This window comes from Streptomyces sp. NPDC059092 (assembly GCF_042756365.1).
Lineage (GTDB): Bacteria > Actinomycetota > Actinomycetes > Streptomycetales > Streptomycetaceae > Streptomyces.
Genome location: NZ_JBHZEJ010000065.1, coordinates 19,247 through 38,140 on the forward strand (window position 1 = coordinate 19,247; position 18,894 = coordinate 38,140).

Below are 18,894 nucleotides of genomic sequence, written 5' to 3' on the forward strand. Positions count from 1 at the left end.
CTGGGCTGCTCGGAGGATGGGCGGGGGTCCGCCGAGCAGCCCAGGCCGGCGGCGTTCGCCGAGCAGCCCAGGCTGGCGGCGTTCGCCGAGTAGCCGCTGCCCTGGAGCGCCGACGCCCCTACGGTCAGGCGCGCAGGCGCAGGCCCCTGGGGGTGGCGTGGAAGCCCGCCGACTCCAGGGCCCGGCCCAGCGGCGACGTCAGGGCCGGTGTGCCGTTGGCCCGCTCGACCGTGACGGTGCCGAGCGCGCCCGCGCGGGCCGCGTCCGCCAGCGCCCCGGCGGCGGCCGTCAGCGCGGGGGCCTCCGGATCCGCGGCCCAGGCCAGCAGGGTCTTACCGCCGCGCTCCATGTAGAGAGTCAGCTCACCGTCGACCAGGACGACCAGGGAGCCGGCCTTGCGTCCTGGTTTGTGGCCCGCGCCGTCCGGCGGCTCCGGCCAGGGCAGCGCCGCCCCGTAGGCGTTGGCGGGATCGGCCGCGGCGAGCACCACGGCACGGGGCACGGACTGCTCGGGGGCGCGGTCGCGGGCCGCCGCCGCGGCCCGCAGCCGGTCGACCGCCCCGTCCATCGCGAACTGGGCGGCGCCCAGCCCCTCCACGACATAGCCGCGACGGGCCTGACCGCTGTCCTCGAAGGCCGACAGCACGCGGTACGTGGCGGAGAAACCGCCCGCCACGCCCTCCGCCGCGACCGCGCCCCGGGTCACCACACCATGGCGGTCGAGGAGCGTGCGGGCCAGGGCGTGCGCGCGGTGGGTGGGGTCGGGCTCAGGCTCGGGCAGGAGCGACCAGCGCCCGCTCACGGTCGGCGGGCCCGTGCGGGACGCGGGTCTGGCCGCGGCCGTGAGGGTGCCGTACCGGCCGCGGGGCACCGGGCGGCGCGCGCGGTGAGCCGTGGCGCCCGCCGTACGGCCGGAGCCGAGCAGCGAGCGCAGCGGGGCCAGCGTGTCGTTGGTGAGCCGCCCCGACCAGGCCAGGTCCCAGACGGCGTCCGCGAGTTGAGGGTCGGTCGCCTCGGGGTGGGTGGTGGCGCGGACCTGGTCGGCGATCTGCCGGAAGAACAGGCCGTAGCCGCCGGAGAGCGTGGTCAGCACCGAGGCGTGCAGAGCGGTCTGCTCCAGCGGGTGCGGGGCAGGGAGCAGCAGCGGCGCGGCGTCGGCGAGATAGAGCGAGACCCAGCCGTCCTTGCCGGGCAGGGCGCCGGCCCCGGCCCACAGGATCTCGCCGGTGGTGGTCAGTTCGTCCAGGAGCGCCGGGGTGTAGCCGGCGATCCGGGACGGCAGGATCAGCTTCTCCAGGGCGGACGCCGGGACGGGGGCGCCCTGCAACTGCTCGACGGCGCGGGCGAGCCCGTCGATACCGCGCAGGTTGTCGCCGCTCAGATGCTGCCAGTGGGGGAGGAACGTGGCGAGCGCGGCGGGCGCGACCGGCTCCAGCTCCTGGCGCAGCGCGGCCAGGGAGCGGCGGCGCAGCCTGCGGAGGACCGTGGCGTCGCACCACTCCTGACCGATGCCGGACGGATGGAACTCGCCCTGGACGACCCGGGCGCTCGCGGCGAGACGCTGGAGCGCGCCGTCCGTGACCGCCGTCCCGAGACCGAAGCGCTCGGCCGCCGAGGACGAGGTGAACGGCCCGTGCGTACGGGCATGGCGGGCGAGCAGATCGCCCAGCGGGTCCTTGACCGGTTCGGTGAACGCCTCGGGGACACCGACCGGCAGCGCTGTGCCCAGGGCGTCCCGCAGCCGGCCGGCGTCCTCGATCGCCGCCCAGTGGTCCGCCCCGGCGATACGGACCCTGACGGCGCGGCGGGCCGTGGCCAGCTCCTCCGCCCACGCCACCGGCGCGCCGCGCTCGGCCAGCTCGCCGTCGGTGAGCGGACCGAGGATCCGCAGCAGGTCGGCGACGCCCTCGACGTCCTTCAGGCGCCGGTCCTCCGTCAGCCACTGGAGCTCCCGCTCCAGTTCGGTGAGGACCTCGGGATCGAGCAGCTCCCGCAGCTCCGCCTGGCCCAGCAGCTCGGCGAGCAGCCGGGAGTCCAGCGACAGGGCGGCGGCCCGCCGCTCGGCGAGCGGCGAGTCGCCCTCGTACAGGAACTGCGCGACGTAGCCGAAGAGCAGCGACCGGGCGAACGGCGAAGGTTCGGGGGTGGTGACCTCGACGAGCCGGACCCGGCGGGCTTCGATGTCGCCCATCAGCTCGGTGAGGCCGGGGACGTCGAAGACGTCCTGGAGGCACTCCCGCACCGCCTCCAGCACGATGGGGAACGAGCCGAACTCGCTCGCCACCTGGAGAAGCTGGGCGGCGCGCTGGCGCTGCTGCCACAGGGGGGTGCGCTTGCCGGGGCTGCGGCGCGGCAGCAGCAGCGCCCGCGCGGCGCACTCCCGGAACCGGGAGGCGAACAGGGCGGAGCCGCCGACCTGTTCGGTGACGATCCCGCGGATCTCGCCCGTGTCGAAGACGACGTCCGCGGCGCCCAGCGGGGCCTGCTCGCCGTCGAAGGCGGTGCTGAGCCGGTCCGGCTCCTCGTCGAGGAGATCCAGGCCCATCAGGTCGGCGTCGGGCAGCCGCAGCACGATGCCGTCGTCGGCGTGCATGACCTGCGCGTCCATGCCGTACCGCTCGGAGAGCCGGGCTCCCAGCGCGAGCGCCCACGGGGCGTGCACCTGGGCGCCGAACGGGGAGTGGATCACCACGCGCCAGTCGCCCAGCTCGTCACGGAACCGCTCGACCAAAATCGTCCGGTCGTCGGGGACGTGCCCGCACGCGCGGCGCTGCTCGTCCAGGTACGACAGCAGATTGCCGGCCGCCCAGTCGTCCAGACCCGCAGCCATCAGGCGCAGCCGCGCGTCCTCCTCCGGGAGGGAGCCGACCTCGCGCAGGAACGCGCCGACCGCGCGGCCCAGCTCCAGCGGGCGGCCGAGCTGGTCGCCCTTCCAGAACGGCAGGCGCCCCGGGGCGCCCGGGGCGGGGGTGACCAGGACCCGGTCACGGGTGATGTCCTCGATCCGCCAGGATGTCGTCCCCAGGGTGAAGACATCACCCACCCGGGACTCGTACACCATCTCCTCGTCCAGCTCACCGACCCGGCCGCCGCCCTTCTTGGGGTCGGATCCGGCGAGGAAGACGCCGAAGAGGCCGCGGTCGGGGATCGTGCCGCCGGAGGTGACGGCGAGGCGCTGGGCACCCGGGCGGCCCGTGACCGTACCCGCGACGCGGTCCCACACCACCCGTGGCCGCAGCTCCGCGAAGGCGTCGGAGGGGTAGCGCCCGGCGAGCATGTCCAGCACGCCGTGGAACGCCGAGTCGGGCAGGGAGGCGAACGGCGCGGCCCGGCGGACCACGGCGAGCAGGTCGTCCACCTGCCGGGTGTCCAGCGCGACCATGGCGACAAGCTGCTGGGCCAGCACGTCCAGCGGATTGGCGGGCACGCGCAGCGCCTCGATGGACCCGCCGCGCATCCGTTCCGTGACCACTGCGGCCTGCACCAGATCGCCGCGGTACTTCGGGAAGACGACGCCCGTGGAGACCGCGCCGACCTGATGGCCGGCCCGGCCCACGCGCTGGAGACCGGAGGCGACCGAGGGCGGCGACTCGACCTGGACGACCAGGTCCACGGCGCCCATGTCGATGCCCAGCTCCAGACTGGAGGTGGCCACGACGGCGGGCAGCCGGCCCGCCTTGAGGTCCTCCTCGACCTGGGAGCGCTGCTCCTTGGAGACCGAGCCGTGATGCGCGCGGGCCAGCAGGGGAGGGGCGCCCTTGGCCGCGCCCGACTGGGCCATCACCTCGGCCGGTGCGTGCTCCTCGGGCATCGTCTGTCCCGTCGCGCGTTCGTACGCGATCTCGTTGAGCCGGTTGCACAGCCGCTCGGCCAGGCGGCGGGAGTTGGCGAACACGATCGTGGAGCGGTGGGCCTGGACGAGATCGGCGATCCGCTCCTCCACATGTGGCCAGATCGACGGCTTCTCCTTGCTGTCCGTCTCCGACGCGGGTGAGCCGCCCAGCTCGCCCAGGTCCTCGACCGGGACGACGACGGAGAGGTCGAACTCCTTGCCGGAGGGCGGCTGGACGATCTCCACCCGGCGCTGCGGCGAGAGATAGCGGGCCACTTCCTCCACCGGCCGTACCGTCGCGGACAGGCCGATGCGGCGGGCCGGGCGCGGCAGCAGCTCGTCGAGCCGCTCCAGGGAGAGGGCGAGATGCGCCCCGCGCTTCGTTCCGGCCACGGCGTGCACCTCGTCCAGGATCACCGTCTCGACGCCCGCGAGTGCGTCCCGCCCGGAGGACGTGAGCATCAGGAACAGCGACTCGGGCGTGGTGATCAGGATGTCCGGCGGCCTCGTCGCCATCGACCGGCGGTCGGCGGGCGGGGTGTCGCCCGACCGGATACCGACCCGCACCTGCGGCTCGGGGAGTCCGTGCCGTACGGACTCCTGCCGGATGCCCGTGAGTGGGCTGCGCAGATTGCGCTCCACGTCGACCGCGAGCGCCTTCAGCGGGGAGACGTACAGCACCCGGCACCGCTTCTTCGCCTCGGCGGGCGGCGGCGCCGAGGCGAGCTGGTCCAGCGCTGCGAGGAAGGCGGCCAGCGTCTTGCCGGAGCCCGTCGGCGCCACCACCAGCACGTCCGACCCCTCCTGGATGGCGCGCCAGGCGCCCTCCTGCGCCGCGGTGGGCGCGGAGAAGGCCCCCGTGAACCAGCCGCGGGTCGCGGGGGAGAAGGAGTCGAGTGCGGTACGTGCCATGTCCCCCATCGTGCACCTGCCCACTGACAATCGCCCGGACCTGGGGAAACGGCCCCGAGCCGTGGCCGTCGTCCGTTCTGCCGCCGTCGTCGGCGCCGGGGGCCGTGCGCGCGGTACGGAGCGCGGGCGGCGCAGAATGGGGCCATGGGGACCCGGGAGCAGGCACGGCACTGGCGCTACCCTGAGCTGCCCGACGTCGACCTGCTGCGGGCGCGCTACATCGACAAGACGTTTCTGCGGCACACGCACGAGACTTTCGTCATCGCCGCGATCACCGACGGGGTGGAGGTCTTCCACCATGGGGGCTGCGACCGGTACGCGGGCCCCGGCTCGCTCGCGCTGGTCAACCCCGAGACCCCGCACACCGGGCATGCCCAGGGCCCGGAGGGATGGCAGTACGGGGCCGTCTATCCGTCGCCGGGCGTCGTCGCCGCCATCGCGGAGGAGACCACCACGATCCGCGGCACCCCCGGTTTCGTGGCGCCCGTGATCGACGACCAGTACGCGGCAGGTCTCGTCCACCAGGTGCTGCGCGCCGCCGACGAGGGCAACGCACTCGCCGCCGACACCTTGCTGCGGGTCGTGGTGACCCGGCTGCTCCGGCTGAACGGCGGCCCGCTTCCGCAGCGCACCGTACGGGGCGCCGGGGCGCGGATCGCGGCGCGGGCGCGCGCCGTACTGGAGGAGCGGATGACGGACCCGCCGTCCCTGGACCGGCTCGCCGCGGAGCTGGGTACCAGTCCCTTCGCCCTGCTGCGGGCCTTCAGGAGCGTCTACGGGCTGCCGCCGCACACCTGGCTCACCGACGCGCGGGTACGCAGGGCACGCAGCCTCCTGGACGCCGGCACGGGGCCCGCGGAGGCTGCGTTGGCCGTCGGGTTCACCGATCAGCCCCACCTCAACCGGCACTTCAGCCGGATCGTCGGCGTGCCACCCGGCGCGTACCGCAAGGAGCGGGCCGGGCGGCACCCCCGCTGACACCGGGGCTACGGGACGGCAGGGCAGGGCCGCGGGGCGCAAGAATGTACAAGACCTGGGGGTCCCGCGCCGCGTAGCGTCCGCGACGTGGCAGAACAGACAGCGTCCGCTTCCGCGGACATACCGGCCGGCATAGCGGCGGACGACCCCGGGGGAAACACCCCGGACCCCGGCCCCCGTCCCGCCTCCGCACCCAAACCCGACTCCGCCGTGGTGCGCGACGCCCTCGGCGTCGGTATCGCCGTCGGGCTCTCGGGCTTCGCCTTCGGCGTCACCGCGGCGGGCGCGGGGCTCACCGTGGCACAGATCTGCGCGCTCAGCCTGCTGGTCTTCACCGGCGCCTCGCAGTTCGCGCTCGTCGGCGCGCTCGCGGCCGGCGGGAACCCCCTCACCGCCGCGGCGGGCGCGTTCTTCCTGGGCGTGCGCAATGCCTTCTACGGCCTCAGGCTCTCCCAGTTGCTGCGGCTGCCGGGCCCCGTGCGCCCGTTCGCCGCGCAGTGGGTGATCGACGAGACGGCCGCCGTCTCCCTCGCCCAGCCGACCCGGCGCGCCGCCAGGATCGGCTTCACGGTCACCGGGCTCACGCTCTACGCGCTGTGGAACCTGACCACCCTGGCCGGGGCGCTGGGCGCGGAGGCCCTGGGCGACACCGCCGCGTGGGGGCTCGACGCCGCGGGACCCGCCGTCTTCCTCGCCCTGCTCGCGCCGATGCTCCGTACCACCACCGAGCGGGCCGTCGCGGGCCTCGCCGTCGTCCTGGGGCTCGGGCTGCTGCCGGTGCTGCCCGGCGGGGTCCCGGTGCTCGTCGCCGCGCTTGCCGCACCCGCCGTGCTCTGGCTCAAGGGCCGCGGGCTCGGCGCCCGCCGCACGCTCTCCTCCGGCCCGCCGGAGGGCTCCGGCCGCACGAAAGGAACGGACCGATGACCGTCTGGATCGCGATCGGCGCGACCGCCGTCGGCTGCTACCTCCTCAAGCTGCTGGGACTCCTCGTGCCCGCAGGAGTGCTGGAGCGCCCGCTCGTCCAGCGGCTGTCCGCCCTGCTGCCCGTCGCCCTGCTCGCCGCGCTGACCGCGCAGCAGACCTTCAGCGCGAACGGCGCGCTCGTCCTGGACGCCCGGGGCGCGGGAGTCGCCGCGGCGGCCCTCGCGCTGGTGCTGCGCGCCCCGTTCCTGGTGGTCGTCGGGGCCGCGGTGGCCGTCACCGCGGCGGTACGGGCGGTGTCCGGCTGACCGGTCCGGCGGGCCCCCGGGGGTGGTGTGGGGCCGTGTCTCCGGCGGACACGGGATGCGTCTCGTCCAGCCCTTCGACCGTGGCCCGGCAGAAGTCGGTGGCCCGGGATGCCGGACCTCGCTGCGGTGCGACGGGCCCCGATGCCGGGGCCCGTCGCGAGCAGGTCGCCGCGTGGGTCGTCGACGGCCGGTAAGAGGGGCGCGAACGGATAGCCGCGCAGGGAGGGATGGAGTGCGGGCAGCGCGCCCTCCGGGGCCGACACGGAGGTGAGACAGCGGCAGATCCGTCCGACCAGCGGTCGGCCACAGCGGCCGATGGAGTCGAGGATCCGCAGGGCGTACGCCGTGTGGAGCGGCCGGCTGACGGAGCCCCGCGGATCGGGTTCGACGCGTAGCCGTATCCGCCGTCCTTCCCGCGGTATGCCGTGCGGCCTCGACCGCGTCCTCCCACCCGGTCCTTCGGTCCCGCCGTCCAGGAGACGGGAGGCGAACCGGCGCTGTTCGAGGACCCTCGCCGTCCACCAGACGAGATGCTCGGCGCGGACGAGAGGGGACGTGGTGGAACCTGTGGTGCCAGCCATGGTCCGCCCGCGGGGCGCGATCGGGGGCGGACAGCGGGACGGGGCCGGGCCCCACTCCGAGGAGCGGGATACTGGGCGCATGCGGTTGACGATTTTCTGGGAGCGGATGGCGGACCACTTCGGCGCCGCGTACGCGGATTCCTTCGCCCGTGACCATGTGATGGCCGAACTGGGCGGCCGTACGGTGCACGGGGCGCTCGAAGCGGGCTGGGAGGCCAAGGACGTCTGGCGCGCCGTCTGCGACGCCATGGGTGTCCCGGCCGAGAGACGCTGACCCGCTGCCCGCTGCCCGCTGCCCGCTGCCCGCTGCCCGCAGGCCGGATCCGGTGCCAAAGCCCGGACCGCGGGGCCGGTTGTCACAGCCGTAGTCCAGACTGACCCCGTGGCACCGAACGACAGCACCGCCTCGGGCGTACAACCGCCGATCCCTCCGCCGGACTCCGCGCCGGAGACCCCGCACGCCGCGCCCTCCGGGACGCCTGCGGGGCCGCTCCCACGGCCGGCCGCCGGGGACGGCGGGGGAGAACGTATGCCCCGCTGGCTGCCGCGCGCCATGGTTCTCGCACTGGGGCTCGTCGCGTGCTTCCAGCTCGGCGTCTGGGCGTTCCATCAGCTCTTCGGGCTGCTGATCAATGTGCTGATCGCCTTTTTCCTGGCGCTGGCGGTGGAGCCCGCGGTCAGCCGCATGGCGGACCGCGGGATGCGGCGCGGACTCGCCACTTTCCTCGTCTTCTTCGGGGTGCTGATCGCGAGCGCCGGCTTCGTGGTGATGCTCGGTTCCATTCTGGCGAGCCAGATCATCGACATCGTCGACTCCTTCCCCCAGTACCTCGACTCGGTGATCAAGTGGATCAACCTGACGTTCCACACCGAGCTGTCCCGGGTCGCCGTTCAGGACAGCCTGCTGCACTCCGACTGGCTCCAGAGGTACGTGCAGAACAGCGCGAGCGGCGTCCTTGACGTCTCGGCCACCGTGCTGGGCGGACTGTTCAGGCTTCTGACGATCTTCCTGTTCTCCTTCTACTTCGCCGCCGACGGGCCCCGGCTGCGCCGCGGGCTCTGCTCCGTACTGCCGCCCGCCCGGCAGGCGGAGGTGCTGCGGGCCTGGGAGATCGCGGTCGGCAAGACCGGCGGGTATCTCTACTCGCGCGGGCTGATGGCCCTGATCTCCGGAGTCGCGCACTACATCCTGCTGGAGATCCTGGGCGTTCCGTACGCGCCGGCGCTCGCGATGTGGGTGGGGCTGGTCTCCCAGTTCATTCCGACCATCGGCACGTATCTGGCGGGCGCCCTGCCCATGCTGATCGCCTTCACCGTGGACCCCTGGTACGCGGTGTGGGTCCTCGGTTTCGTCGTGATCTACCAGCAGTTCGAGAACTACATGCTCCAGCCCAAGCTCACCGCCCGGTCCGTGGACATCCACCCGGCGGTGGCTTTCGGCTCGGTCATCGCGGGTACGGCGCTGCTGGGCCCGGTCGGCGCGCTGATCTCGATCCCCGCCGTCGCGACCCTGCAGGCGTTCCTCGGCGCGTACGTGAAGCGGTACGACGTGATGGACGATCCGCGGGTGGGGGGCGGCGGGCGGCGTCGCGGCGTCCCGCTGCTGGGGCGGATACGGCGGGTGCTGCGCACAGAGGACGACGACGGCGGCCGTCCGTAGGCGTACCGCCGTCACCGTTCCCGGGCTGTTCTGTGCTCACAGGGCCTGACGAACCGATGTCCTGCGACTCCGGCCCGCACGACACGCGAGGGGGCGGGGCCCCGCCAGGGGGTCCCGCCCTGCTTCAAGGGGTTATGCGGCGATGGGCCGGGGGAACGGGCTCAGAAGCGGTCCGGGGCACGTTCCGGAAGCGGAGACCCGGGGAGCACGTTCCGCTTCTGGTTCTTCCGCGCCTCGGCGTTCGAGTCGGCCGTCGCCTCGCAGGTGACGTCCTTCGCCGGAAGCTTGCCGGTGACCAGGTAGCCGGTGACCGTGCCGTCCGTGCAGGCGTTGCCGTTCGGGTAGACGCCGTGGCCCTCGCCGCCGAGGACCGTCAGCATCTTCGAGCCCTTCAGGGCGGCGTGCAGGGCCTGACCGCTGGGCAGCGGGGTCTGCGAGTCCCACTCGTTCTGGACGACCAGGGAGCCGACCTTGTTGTTCACCTCGGTCGCCGGTTCCGCGGACTCGTCCCAGAACGCACAGGGCTTGATGCTGGACGCGAAGTCACCGAAGAGCGGGTAACGGCCCTTGTCCTCGATGGCGTCCTGCCGGTAGCTCTCAGGATCGCGGGACCACACGGCCGAGTTGTCGCCGCACACCACGGCCAGCAAGCTCGCCGTCATGTTGTCGGACGGTGTCTCGGCGGCGGCGCCTGCCGTCCCGGCCCCCTCGGATCCGGCGAACGGCGCGAGCTTCTTCGCGGCGGCGGGCTCGCCGGCCGCCGCCTTCTTCAGCTCCACGATCCCCTCGGTGGCGTACTCCGGGCTGAAGACCGCCCCGCGCATACCGCTGCGGATGTCATCACCGGTGTTCGGCCAGCCCTCTACCTCGATGGGCTTCTCGTCGGCCTGCTCGACCAGGTCCCAGAAGGTCCGGTCGACCTCCTTCGGGGTGTCACCGAGGCCGTACTTCTCCGAACGCTCGGCGGCCCACTCGGTCCACCGGTCGAACGCGGGCTCGGCGCCCTCCGCCCACCACTGGATCATCCCGCGCCAGGCGCGTGCCGGATCGATCGCGCTGTCCAGCACGAACCGGTCGGCCCGGCCAGGGAAGAGCTGGGTGTAGACGGCTCCCAGGTAGGTGCCGTACGAGTAACCCACGTACGAGATTTTCTTCTCACCGAGGATCGCCCGGATCAGATCCATGTCGCGCGCGGTGTTGCGCGTGGTGATGTGTGAGAGCGTGTCGCCCGCTTTCTCCTTGCACTTGTTCGCGACGTCGCGTGCCCAGGCGACGTCTTTGTCGAACGTCTCCTCCTTGTACGGCCGCAGCCACTCCTCCTCGTCCGGCTCCAGGCCGCAGGAGACCGGGCTGCTCTTTCCCACACCGCGCGGGTCGAAGCCGATGAGGTCGTACTTCTGCTGTGCGGACTCGGGGAGCCTCTCCTGCATTCCCATCGGCATGTAGAGCCCCTGCCCTCCCGGGCCGCCGGGGTTGGAGAACAGGACACCGTGCCGCTTGTCGGGCGCGGTGCTCTTGATCCGGGATATGGCCAGGTCGATCCGCTTGCCTCCGGGAAGCCGATAGTCGAGCGGGACGTTGATCGTCGCGCACTCCAACTCCGCCGGAGAGTCGGCATCGCAGCGCTTCCACTGCGGCTTCTGCTTCACGTACCGGTCCAGCGCGCCCTTGGCGGCCGACGGGGCGGCGGCCGACGGAGCGGCGGCCGGGGCGGCGCTCGCGGTCGAGGTGGCGAGCAGGGGAGCCAGCGTTGCCGTGACACTCACGGCCAACAGGGGCGCGAGACTTCGTCTGCGCACGATATCGATCCTTCCGGTCGTATGTTCGGACAGGAAAGATCATTCAGGAACCGGCCACGGGTGTGGATCCCTCGCCGGGCTGCACATCCCCTCCACCCTGGGGATGACGCAACAGTCGTGGGTGGTCCCCGAGTTGTACGGGGCGGACCGCCCTCGGCCACGGGCCGCACCTGCCTCGGACCAGCGGCGGACGATCATCCGTCGGTGCGCCCCTGACGCCATCGGCCTCCGTGTCGATCAAAGGCCGACGGCGCGGTGGGCGGGTGGTCCGCGGGTCCGGCGTGTGCCGCTTGACATTAAAATCGAACATCCATTCTCATGGGGGAGTCGCCGGTGTTTCCCCGGCCCGTCGGCGGGGTTGTGTGGTGGCGTGGCGGGCGGGGCGCCGGCCGGCGACCGGCCCGGCCGAGTCGTCCGCAGTTGTCCACAGGCGGGGAGGCGTCGGGGGCGCGTTGTCAGTGGCAGGAGATAGCGTCGTTGACGTGAAGCGATCGACTCAAGCAAATCGGGTGGAACCCATGGCAGGAACCGACCGCGAGAAGGCGCTCGACGCCGCTCTCGCACAAATTGAACGGCAATTCGGCAAGGGCGCAGTGATGCGCATGGGCGACAGGCCGAACGACCCCATCGAGGTCATCCCCACCGGATCGACCGCGCTCGACGTCGCGCTCGGCGTCGGCGGGCTGCCGCGTGGCCGTGTGGTGGAGGTGTACGGCCCCGAGTCCTCAGGTAAGACGACGCTGACGCTGCACGCCGTGGCGAACGCACAGCGGCTGGGCGGCGCGGTGGCCTTCGTGGACGCCGAGCACGCCCTCGACCCCGAGTACGCGAAGAAGCTCGGCGTCGACATCGACAATCTGCTCCTCTCCCAGCCGGACAACGGTGAGCAGGCCCTCGAAATCGTGGACATGCTGGTCCGCTCCGGCGCGCTCGACCTCATCGTCATCGACTCCGTCGCGGCGCTGGTGCCCCGTGCGGAGATCGAGGGTGAGATGGGTGACTCGCACGTCGGTCTCCAGGCGCGGCTGATGAGCCAGGCACTCCGGAAGATCACCAGCGCGCTCAACCAGTCCAAGACCACCGCGATCTTCATCAACCAGCTCCGCGAGAAGATCGGCGTGATGTTCGGCTCGCCGGAGACCACGACCGGTGGCCGGGCGCTCAAGTTCTACGCGTCGGTCCGGCTCGACATCCGCCGCATCGAGACGCTGAAGGACGGCACCGAGGCCGTCGGCAACCGGACCCGGGTCAAGGTCGTCAAGAACAAGGTGGCGCCGCCCTTCAAGCAGGCCGAGTTCGACATCCTCTACGGCCAGGGCATCAGCCGCGAGGGCGGTCTGATCGACATGGGCGTGGAGCACGGCTTCGTCCGAAAGGCAGGCGCCTGGTACACGTACGAGGGCGACCAGCTCGGCCAGGGCAAGGAGAACTCCCGCAACTTCCTCAAGGACAATCCCGATCTCGCCAATGAGATCGAGAAGAAGATCCTGGAGAAGCTGGGGGTCGGGGTCCAGCCGCAGGCACCGACGGCCGAGCCGGGCGCGGACGCCGCGGGCGCCCCCGCCCCTGCCTCCGGGGACGAGCCGGTGAAGCCCGCGGCCGCCGTCTCCAAGGCCAGGTCGGCCAAGTCGGCAGCGGCCAAGAGTTAGTTCGTCACCGTGCCTTATGCGAAGAGGCGACGGACCGAAAAACCGGGCGGCAGCTCCGACTCGTCGAGGGCCGAGCAGGAGCTGCCGCCCCAGGACCCGGCCGAGCGGGCGCGGGCGATCTGTCTGCGCCTGCTCACCGGTACGCCGCGCACCCGCAAGCAGCTCGCGGACGCACTGGAGAAGCGGGAGATCCCGCAGGACATCGCGGAGGAGGTGCTCTCCCGCTTCGAGGACGTGGGGCTGATCAACGACGCGGCGTTCGCCGACGCCTGGGTGGAGTCGCGGCACCACGGCCGCGGCCTGGCCCGGCGCGCGCTCGCGCGGGAGCTGCGCACGAAGGGCGTGGAGTCCGCCCTGATCGACGAGGCGGTCGGGCAGCTCGACTCCGAGCGGGAGGAGGAGACCGCCCGCGAGCTGGTCGCCCGCAAACTCCGTGCCACCCGAGGCCTGGAGCGGGACAGACGTGTGCGCCGGCTCGCGGGGATGCTGGCGCGCAAGGGGTATCCGGAGGGCATGGCGCTCCGGGTGGTCAAGCGGGCGCTGGAGGAGGAGGGCGAGGACACCGAGGGGCTGGACGAGGGCGCGTACTAGAGCGCGAACTGGAACGGGCCCTCGCCGAGCGGGCTCTCACCCGGCCTCCGCCCAGGGCGCCGGTCCCTCCCGGGCCTGGACCGGGCTTCAGCCCGGTGGACCGGTACACCCACGTACGGGTGCGGGTGCGGCGCTTGCGCCCTCACCGTGTGACAGGCAGTCCCTCGGCCTTCCACGCCTGGAACCCTCCGACGAGGTCGGTCGCGCGGTGCACTCCCAACTGCCGCAGGGAGGCCGCCGCGAGGCTGGACGCGTACCCCTCGTTGCAGACGACCACGACCCGCAGCTCATGGCTCGTAGCCTCCGGGGCGCGGTGGCTGCCCTGCGGGTCGAGCCGCCACTCCAACTCGTTGCGCTCCACGACCAGCGCCCCCGGGATCAGGCCGTCGCGCTCGCGCAGCGCCGCGTACCGGATGTCCACCAGCAGCGCGCCGTCCGCCGCGGCCTCGAAGGCCTCCCGGGGCTCCAGCCGGTCCAGGTCCGCACGGACCCGCTCCAGCAGCTCGTCTATGCCCACCCGCTCCCTCACTGCCACTCCTCGGGACGTTCGACCTGCTCAAGACGGAGCACCTGGCCCGTGCGGCTGTAGCGCCGCATCAGCGGCAGCGGCGGATAGTACGCGTGGACGGACACGGCGTGGGCGGCACCGGACTCGTTGCGCACCTCGTGCACATGGTGCCTGCCGAACGCCCGCCCCTCGCCCGCCGTCAACTGCCGTTCGCGGTCGACGCCCTCGGTCAGCTCCAGGGTCTTCCATCCCTCGGTGGGCAGCCGCGCCGCCAGCGAGTCCTCCTTGAGGGCGCCGGAAGCCGTGGCGAACGCGCCGTGCGAGCCGCCGTGGTCGTGCCAGCCGGTGCCCGTGCCGGGCGGCCAGCCGATCAGCCACGCCTCGCTGCCCCCCGGTCCGGCCAGCCGGACCCAGGTACGGCCCTCGGGGTCGAGCGGGAGGGAGGCGATCAGTGCGCTGTCGGCGGCGGTGCCGCGGACGAAGTCCAGCAGCTCGGCGGGGGTGGGACCGCCGACCGGGGCGGCTGGGGCCGCCGGCACGGACCCGCCGTCGGGTACGGGCGCGGAGGTGCCTACGGGAAGAGAGGTGCCTACGGGAAGAAGAGACATGGTGACCGTCCTGAGAGGTTCGCGAGGGTGCCCTGCCGCGGCGCGGAGCGGCGGGCGCGGGCGGAGAAGCGGCGAATCAACAGGACGGGCGACACACGCAGCCCGCATAGCGGACCAGGTCCATATGGACCCTCCGCCACAGGCGCACATCGGTGTCAGTCACGATTCGGAGTACACCATGTGAGCCCGTGGCGGTCAATTGATGTTCGCGGTGTGGTCAGGGGTTACCGGCGCGTTCGGCTTCGGGACGGTGTGCGCCGTCGGCGGATCGGCGGCGCGCGGAGCCTTGGCGCCGCCGAGGGCTCCTGCGGCGCCCGAGGGCGCGTGCGGTGCGCCGCCGCGCGCCGCGTCCGCCGCCGTGTAGAGGTCTCCGGGCCGTACCCCGCCGAAGGCCGCCACGAGGTGCCCGTCCGGCCGCACCAGCAGCACACTGTGCGCGGAGGCCCCCGGATACGCCTCCGTGACCAGCAGCTCCGCCCGTGCGGGCAGGGCGGCCACCGCGTCGGCCAGCCGCGGCATCACCCCCGCCGTCATCCAGTGCCGCCGGTCCCAGACCCCGGTGCCCGGCGCGACCAGCACCACCAGCAGCCGCCCCCGGTCCAGCCGGTCGCCGAGGCGCGTGGTCGTGCCGTCCGGCGCCGTCACCCGTACGTCGTCCACCTGCCCGCCGGGGGGCGTGCCCACCGCCGTCTGCGCCTCGGCGTACGGAGGCGCGAGGGGGGAGTGCGGGTAGGAGGGCGGTGCGCCCAGCGGACCGTTCCCGAGATGCCCGTCGGCGAGCAGGGTGTCGTGCCCCCGGGTCGCGCCCGGCATGTACGTACGCAGTCCACCGCCGCCCCGCAGTATCGGCAGCGACTGGTCGGCCGCGCGCAGCCGGGCGGCCACGGCGGTGCGCCGCTCGGCCTGGTAGCTGTCCAGGAGGGTCTCCGAGGCCCCGTGGTGCCAGTCCTCGGCGAGCTTCCAGGCAAGGTTGCCGATGTCGCGCAGCCCCTCGTCGAGCCCCTGGGTGCCGACGGCGCCCAGCAGATGCGCGGCGTCCCCCGCGAGAAAGGCGCGGCCCGCGCGCCAGCGCCGGGCGAGCCGGTGGTGCAGCGTGTAGACGCCCGTGTCGAGCAGGTCGTACGGCGGTGTCTCGCCGCACCAGCCGGCCAGGGTGTCCCGTAAACGCGCCACCAGAGCCTCGGGCGTCACCAAGTCGCCGCGTGCGGGCAGCAGCCAGTCGAGCCGCCACACGCCGTCCGCGAGCGGCCTGGCGGACACCTCCTCGCCGCCGCCCGGCCACGGCGGCCGGCGGTGCAGCAGCGCCTCGTCCGGCCACGGCAGCTCCACGCGGAGCGCGGCGACCGCGTGCCGTTCCACCGCCGTACGCCCGGGGAAGCGGATGCTGAGCAGCTTGCGGACCGTGGAGCGGGCGCCGTCGCACCCCACGAGATGGCTGCCGCGCCACCAGGTCGCCCCGGGGCCGCGGGTGTGCGCGGTGATCCCGTGGCCGTCCTGCTCCAGGGCGTCGAGCCGGCTGCCGGGGACCAGCCGGATCAGGCCCTCCTCGGCGATGGCGGCGCGCAGCCCGCGCGTCAGGGCGTGCTGCGCGATGTGCAGAGGGGGCGGTGCGCCGTCGTCGGCCCTGCCGAGCGGCAGCTCCCGCATGAGCTGCTTGCGCCGCATCAGACGCCAGCCGACCCAGTGGGTGCCCTCGTCACCGAGGGTGGTGCAGCCGAGCCGGGCCAGCAGCGCGGCGGTGTCCGGCCGCAGTACGGCGGTCCGCGCTGGGCGCGGGTCCTCCACGCCGGTGGACTCGTCGAACACGACGGAGGGGACACCCTGCGCGGCGAGGGCCAGCGAGAGCGCGAGCCCGACCGGGCCCGCGCCGACGACGATCACCGGGTCCACGGCGCGACCCTTCGGGCCCGTGCGGTCATACGGTCAAGGGCGGCGGTAGGAGCCCGGTGTGTGATCACAGAACGTATGCAACCTACTGGGGGTGCCCGCGTCAAGCGACGGGCTGAGTGACGCGTACACCCCCTGTCCCGCCCGACTCACTGGCCAGAGGCGTTGCCGCCGTCCATGGTCTGCCCAGGACCGTAGGCCAGGTGGGGCTCTCCGGCTCCGAGGACCGCTCCGGTGCTCTTCTTGCCGCGCCGCAGCCGCTGCTCCAGCCACCCGGCGAAGCTGGTGAGTGCGAAGTTCAGGGCGATGTAGATCAGGGCGATGACGACGAGCGTGGCGATGGTGTTCGCGCCGTAGTTCGCGGTGATCGTACGGTTCTGCGAGAGCAGTTCGGAGAAGCCGAGGATCGCGCCGCCGATCGCCGTGTCCTTGACGATCACCACGAGCTGGCTGACCAGGGCCGGCAGCATCGCGGTCACGGCCTGCGGCAGCAGGACGTACGACATGGTCTGGCCCTTGCGCATCCCGATCGCCTTGGCGGCGTCGGTCTGGCCGTTCGGCAGTGTGAGGATGCCGGCCCGGACGATCTCGGCGATGACCGAGGCGTTGTAGAGCACCAGGCCCGTCACGACGGCGTACAGCGGCCTCAGGTCCGAGGAGACGTCGCTGAACTGCACGTACAGCGCGGCGCCGAACACCATCATGATCAGGACCGGCAGGGAGCGGAAGAACTCCACGACCACCCCGACCGGGATCCGGACCCACGCGTGGTCGGAGAGCCGGCCGATGCCGAGCAGCGCCCCGAACGGCAGGGCGATCACGATGGAGAGGGCCGCGGCCTTCAGGGTCTCACCGAGTCCGGGCAGCAGATACGTCGTCCAGACCGCGGAGTCCGTGACGAACGGGCTCCACTTCTCGGAGGCGAGCTGCTCCTTCTCGGCCATCGTGGCCAGTACCCACCACGCGGCGAGCGCGAAGAGCACCAGGAACACGACCGTGTAGAGGATGTTGCGCCGCTTGGCGCGGGCGCCGGGGGCGTCGTACAGAACGGACGTGCCACTCATCGCTTCACCGCCACGCGCTTGCTGACCCAGCCCAGGAGCAGGCCGGTCGGGAGAGTGAGAACGACGAAGCCGAAGGCGATCACCGCGAAGACGGCGAAGAGCGCGCTGCTCTCGTTCTCGATCATGGTCTTCATCAGTGCCGAGGCTTCCGCGACCCCGATGGCCGCGGCGATCGTCGTGTTCTTCGTCAGTGCGATCAGCACGTTGGCCAGTGGCGCCACCACGGAGCGGAAGGCCTGGGGCAGCACGATCAGGGTCAGTACCTGGAAGAAGTTCAGCCCCAGCGCGCGGGCGGCCTCGGCCTGCCCGACGGGCACGGTGTTGATGCCGGAGCGCAGCGACTCGCAGACGAAGGTGCCGGTGTAGGCGACCAGACCCAGCACGGCGAGCCGGAAGCCGATGGACTCGAAGTTCTCGCCGCCGAACTTGATCTGGAGGGTCTGACCGAGCCCCAGCGAACAGCCGACGAGCACCACGGTCAGTGGGGTGTTACGGACGATGTTGACGTACGCGGTGCCGAAGGTACGCATGACTGGTACGGGACTGACACGCATCCCGGCCAGCAGCGTTCCCCATATGAGGGAACCCGCTGCGGAATAGAGGGTGAGCTGCACCGTCACCCAGAAGGCGCCGAGCAGGTCGTACTGCCCGGAATCAAGAAAGTCGAACACGATGCCCCGCGCTCTCCCCTGGTTTGCTGGTCGGTACGCGCCGCCGGCCCGGCCGGCGGCGCGTCACTGCTTCTCTCAGCTCGCGGCGTCGATCTTCGGGGCGGGCTCGTTCTTGTAGTTGGCCGGACCGAAGTTGGCGGTCACGGCCTTCTCCCAGGAACCGTCCGACTCCATCTTGGTGAGCGCGGCGTTGATCTTCTTCTGGAGCTCGGTGTCGCCCTTCTTGAGGCCGATGCCGTAGGGCTCGTCGCTGAGCTTGAGGCCCACGAGCTTGAACTTGCCCTGGTGCTCCTGCTGCGAGGCGTACCCCGCGAGAATGGAGTCGTCCGTGGTCAGGGCGTCAAAGGCCTTGTTCTCCAGACCGGTCAGGCACTCGGAGTAGCCGCCACTGGACTGGAGGTCCGCCTTGGGGGCGAGCTTGTCCTTGACGTTCTGCGCAGAGGTGGAGCCGGTGACGGAACAGAGCTTCTTGGAGTTCAGGTCCTCGGCCTTGGTGATGGAACTGTCGTCCGCGCGAACCAGCAGGTCCTGGTGGGCCAGGAAGTAGGGACCCGCGAAGTCGACCTTCTTCTTGCGCTCGTCGTTGATCGTGTAGCTGGCGGCGACGAACTTCACGTCACCGTTGGAGATCAGGTTCTCGCGCTCGGCGCTGGGCGACTCTTTCCAGATGATGTTCTTGGCGTCGTAGCCGAGTTCCTTGGCCACATACGTGGCGACATCGACGTCGAAGCCCGCGTACGTGCCGTCCGGCTTCTTCAGGCCGAGGCCGGGCTGGTCGAACTTGATACCGATGGTGATCTTGTCGCCACCGGAACCTCCCGCGCCGTTCTCCTCGCTCTTGCCGCCGCAGGCGGTGGCGGTGAGCGAGAGGATCAGGGCGGTGGCCGCGGCCGCGCTTGCCTTGTGGAGCTTCATGCGTGAACTT

The 18,894-nt window shown here is 72.2% G+C and carries 16 protein-coding genes; 7 read left to right on the top strand and 9 right to left on the bottom strand.

All coding sequences use genetic code 11. The features are described 5' to 3' along the window. Positions 1-124: 124 nt before the first annotated feature. Positions 125-4,744, bottom strand: coding sequence for an ATP-dependent helicase (locus ACFXPL_RS29145; protein ID WP_384925167.1), 4,620 nt, complete (start codon positions 4,742-4,744; stop codon positions 125-127). Between the two features lie 144 nt (positions 4,745-4,888). Here ACFXPL_RS29145 and ACFXPL_RS29150 point away from each other — a divergent pair, with 144 nt between their 5' ends. The 5 genes from ACFXPL_RS29150 (at position 4,889) to ACFXPL_RS29170 (ending at position 9,192) form a co-directional block, all read left to right on the top strand. Continuing rightward, a complete protein-coding gene (locus tag ACFXPL_RS29150) occupies positions 4,889-5,722 on the top strand; it encodes an AraC family transcriptional regulator (RefSeq protein ID WP_384925169.1) in 834 nt (277 codons plus the stop codon). 87 nt (positions 5,723-5,809) lie between these two features. After that, a complete protein-coding gene (locus tag ACFXPL_RS29155) occupies positions 5,810-6,646 on the top strand; it encodes an AzlC family ABC transporter permease (protein ID WP_384925171.1) in 837 nt (278 codons plus the stop codon). Continuing rightward, positions 6,643-6,951 carry an AzlD domain-containing protein gene (locus ACFXPL_RS29160; protein WP_384925173.1) on the top strand — a complete coding sequence of 103 codons (309 nt, stop codon included), beginning with the start codon at positions 6,643-6,645 and terminating at the stop codon, positions 6,949-6,951. Before ACFXPL_RS29155 ends, ACFXPL_RS29160 begins: the two co-directional genes overlap by 4 nt. Positions 6,952-7,611: 660 nt before the next feature. Further along, complete coding sequence (locus ACFXPL_RS29165) at positions 7,612-7,806, top strand: DUF3046 domain-containing protein (RefSeq protein ID WP_384925175.1); 195 nt, start codon at positions 7,612-7,614, stop codon at positions 7,804-7,806. 255 nt (positions 7,807-8,061) lie between these two features. Next, complete coding sequence (locus ACFXPL_RS29170) at positions 8,062-9,192, top strand: AI-2E family transporter (protein WP_384925177.1); 1,131 nt, start codon at positions 8,062-8,064, stop codon at positions 9,190-9,192. A 161-nt stretch (positions 9,193-9,353) separates the two neighbouring features. Here the strand turns inward: ACFXPL_RS29170 and ACFXPL_RS29175 are convergent, their stop codons facing one another. Continuing rightward, a complete protein-coding gene (locus tag ACFXPL_RS29175; protein WP_384925179.1) occupies positions 9,354-10,991 on the bottom strand; it encodes an alpha/beta hydrolase in 1,638 nt (545 codons plus the stop codon). 518 nt (positions 10,992-11,509) lie between these two features. On the opposite strand from ACFXPL_RS29175, the gene recA reads away from it, so the two are divergent. After that, on the top strand, positions 11,510-12,640 hold the full coding sequence (recA, locus tag ACFXPL_RS29180) for a recombinase RecA (protein WP_384925181.1): 1,131 nt from the start codon (positions 11,510-11,512) through the stop codon (positions 12,638-12,640). Between the two features lie 9 nt (positions 12,641-12,649). After that, a complete protein-coding gene (recX, locus tag ACFXPL_RS29185; protein WP_384925183.1) occupies positions 12,650-13,231 on the top strand; it encodes a recombination regulator RecX in 582 nt (193 codons plus the stop codon). 142 nt (positions 13,232-13,373) lie between these two features. On the opposite strand, the gene ACFXPL_RS29190 is transcribed toward recX, so the two are convergent. The 7 genes from ACFXPL_RS29190 to ACFXPL_RS29220 all read right to left on the bottom strand — a co-directional run bounded on the left by ACFXPL_RS29190 (position 13,374) and on the right by ACFXPL_RS29220 (position 18,884). Beyond that, entirely contained in the window at positions 13,374-13,766 is a 393-nt protein-coding gene (locus ACFXPL_RS29190) for a rhodanese-like domain-containing protein (RefSeq protein ID WP_384925185.1), read from the bottom strand. After that, the gene (locus tag ACFXPL_RS29195) at positions 13,757-14,347 is read right to left on the bottom strand and encodes a cysteine dioxygenase (protein WP_384925187.1); all 591 of its coding nucleotides are present in this window, start codon (positions 14,345-14,347) and stop codon (positions 13,757-13,759) included. The genes ACFXPL_RS29190 and ACFXPL_RS29195 overlap by 10 nt, the downstream gene beginning before the upstream one ends. A gap of 76 nt (positions 14,348-14,423) precedes the next feature. After that, complete coding sequence (locus tag ACFXPL_RS29200; protein ID WP_311605579.1) at positions 14,424-14,510, bottom strand: putative leader peptide; 87 nt, start codon at positions 14,508-14,510, stop codon at positions 14,424-14,426. A 32-nt stretch (positions 14,511-14,542) separates the two neighbouring features. Then, positions 14,543-16,237, bottom strand: coding sequence for an FAD-dependent monooxygenase (locus ACFXPL_RS29205; RefSeq protein WP_384925189.1), 1,695 nt, complete (start codon positions 16,235-16,237; stop codon positions 14,543-14,545). A gap of 146 nt (positions 16,238-16,383) precedes the next feature. Continuing rightward, the gene (locus ACFXPL_RS29210; protein ID WP_384925191.1) at positions 16,384-17,298 is read right to left on the bottom strand and encodes an amino acid ABC transporter permease; all 915 of its coding nucleotides are present in this window, start codon (positions 17,296-17,298) and stop codon (positions 16,384-16,386) included. After that, positions 17,295-17,969, bottom strand: coding sequence for an amino acid ABC transporter permease (locus tag ACFXPL_RS29215; RefSeq protein ID WP_384925193.1), 675 nt, complete (start codon positions 17,967-17,969; stop codon positions 17,295-17,297). Before ACFXPL_RS29215 ends, ACFXPL_RS29210 begins: the two co-directional genes overlap by 4 nt. 75 nt (positions 17,970-18,044) lie before the next feature. Beyond that, complete coding sequence (locus ACFXPL_RS29220; RefSeq protein ID WP_384925195.1) at positions 18,045-18,884, bottom strand: glutamate ABC transporter substrate-binding protein; 840 nt, start codon at positions 18,882-18,884, stop codon at positions 18,045-18,047. Positions 18,885-18,894: the final 10 nt, after the last annotated feature.

Bases quoted from the DNA above. Each gene is read 5' to 3' on its own strand.
- ACFXPL_RS29145 (WP_384925167.1), bottom strand. From the start codon at position 4,744: ATGGCACGTACCGCACTCGACTCCTTCTCCCCCGCGACCCGCGGCTGG.
- ACFXPL_RS29195 (WP_384925187.1), bottom strand. From the start codon at position 14,347: ATGTCTCTTCTTCCCGTAGGCACCTCTCTTCCCGTAGGCACCTCCGCG.
- ACFXPL_RS29170 (WP_384925177.1), top strand. From the start codon at position 8,062: ATGCCCCGCTGGCTGCCGCGCGCCATGGTTCTCGCACTGGGGCTCGTC.
- ACFXPL_RS29210 (WP_384925191.1), bottom strand. From the start codon at position 17,298: ATGAGTGGCACGTCCGTTCTGTACGACGCCCCCGGCGCCCGCGCCAAG.
- ACFXPL_RS29220 (WP_384925195.1), bottom strand. From the start codon at position 18,884: ATGAAGCTCCACAAGGCAAGCGCGGCCGCGGCCACCGCCCTGATCCTC.
- ACFXPL_RS29160 (WP_384925173.1), top strand. From the start codon at position 6,643: ATGACCGTCTGGATCGCGATCGGCGCGACCGCCGTCGGCTGCTACCTC.
- ACFXPL_RS29165 (WP_384925175.1), top strand. From the start codon at position 7,612: ATGCGGTTGACGATTTTCTGGGAGCGGATGGCGGACCACTTCGGCGCC.
- ACFXPL_RS29150 (WP_384925169.1), top strand. From the start codon at position 4,889: ATGGGGACCCGGGAGCAGGCACGGCACTGGCGCTACCCTGAGCTGCCC.
- recA (WP_384925181.1), top strand. From the start codon at position 11,510: ATGGCAGGAACCGACCGCGAGAAGGCGCTCGACGCCGCTCTCGCACAA.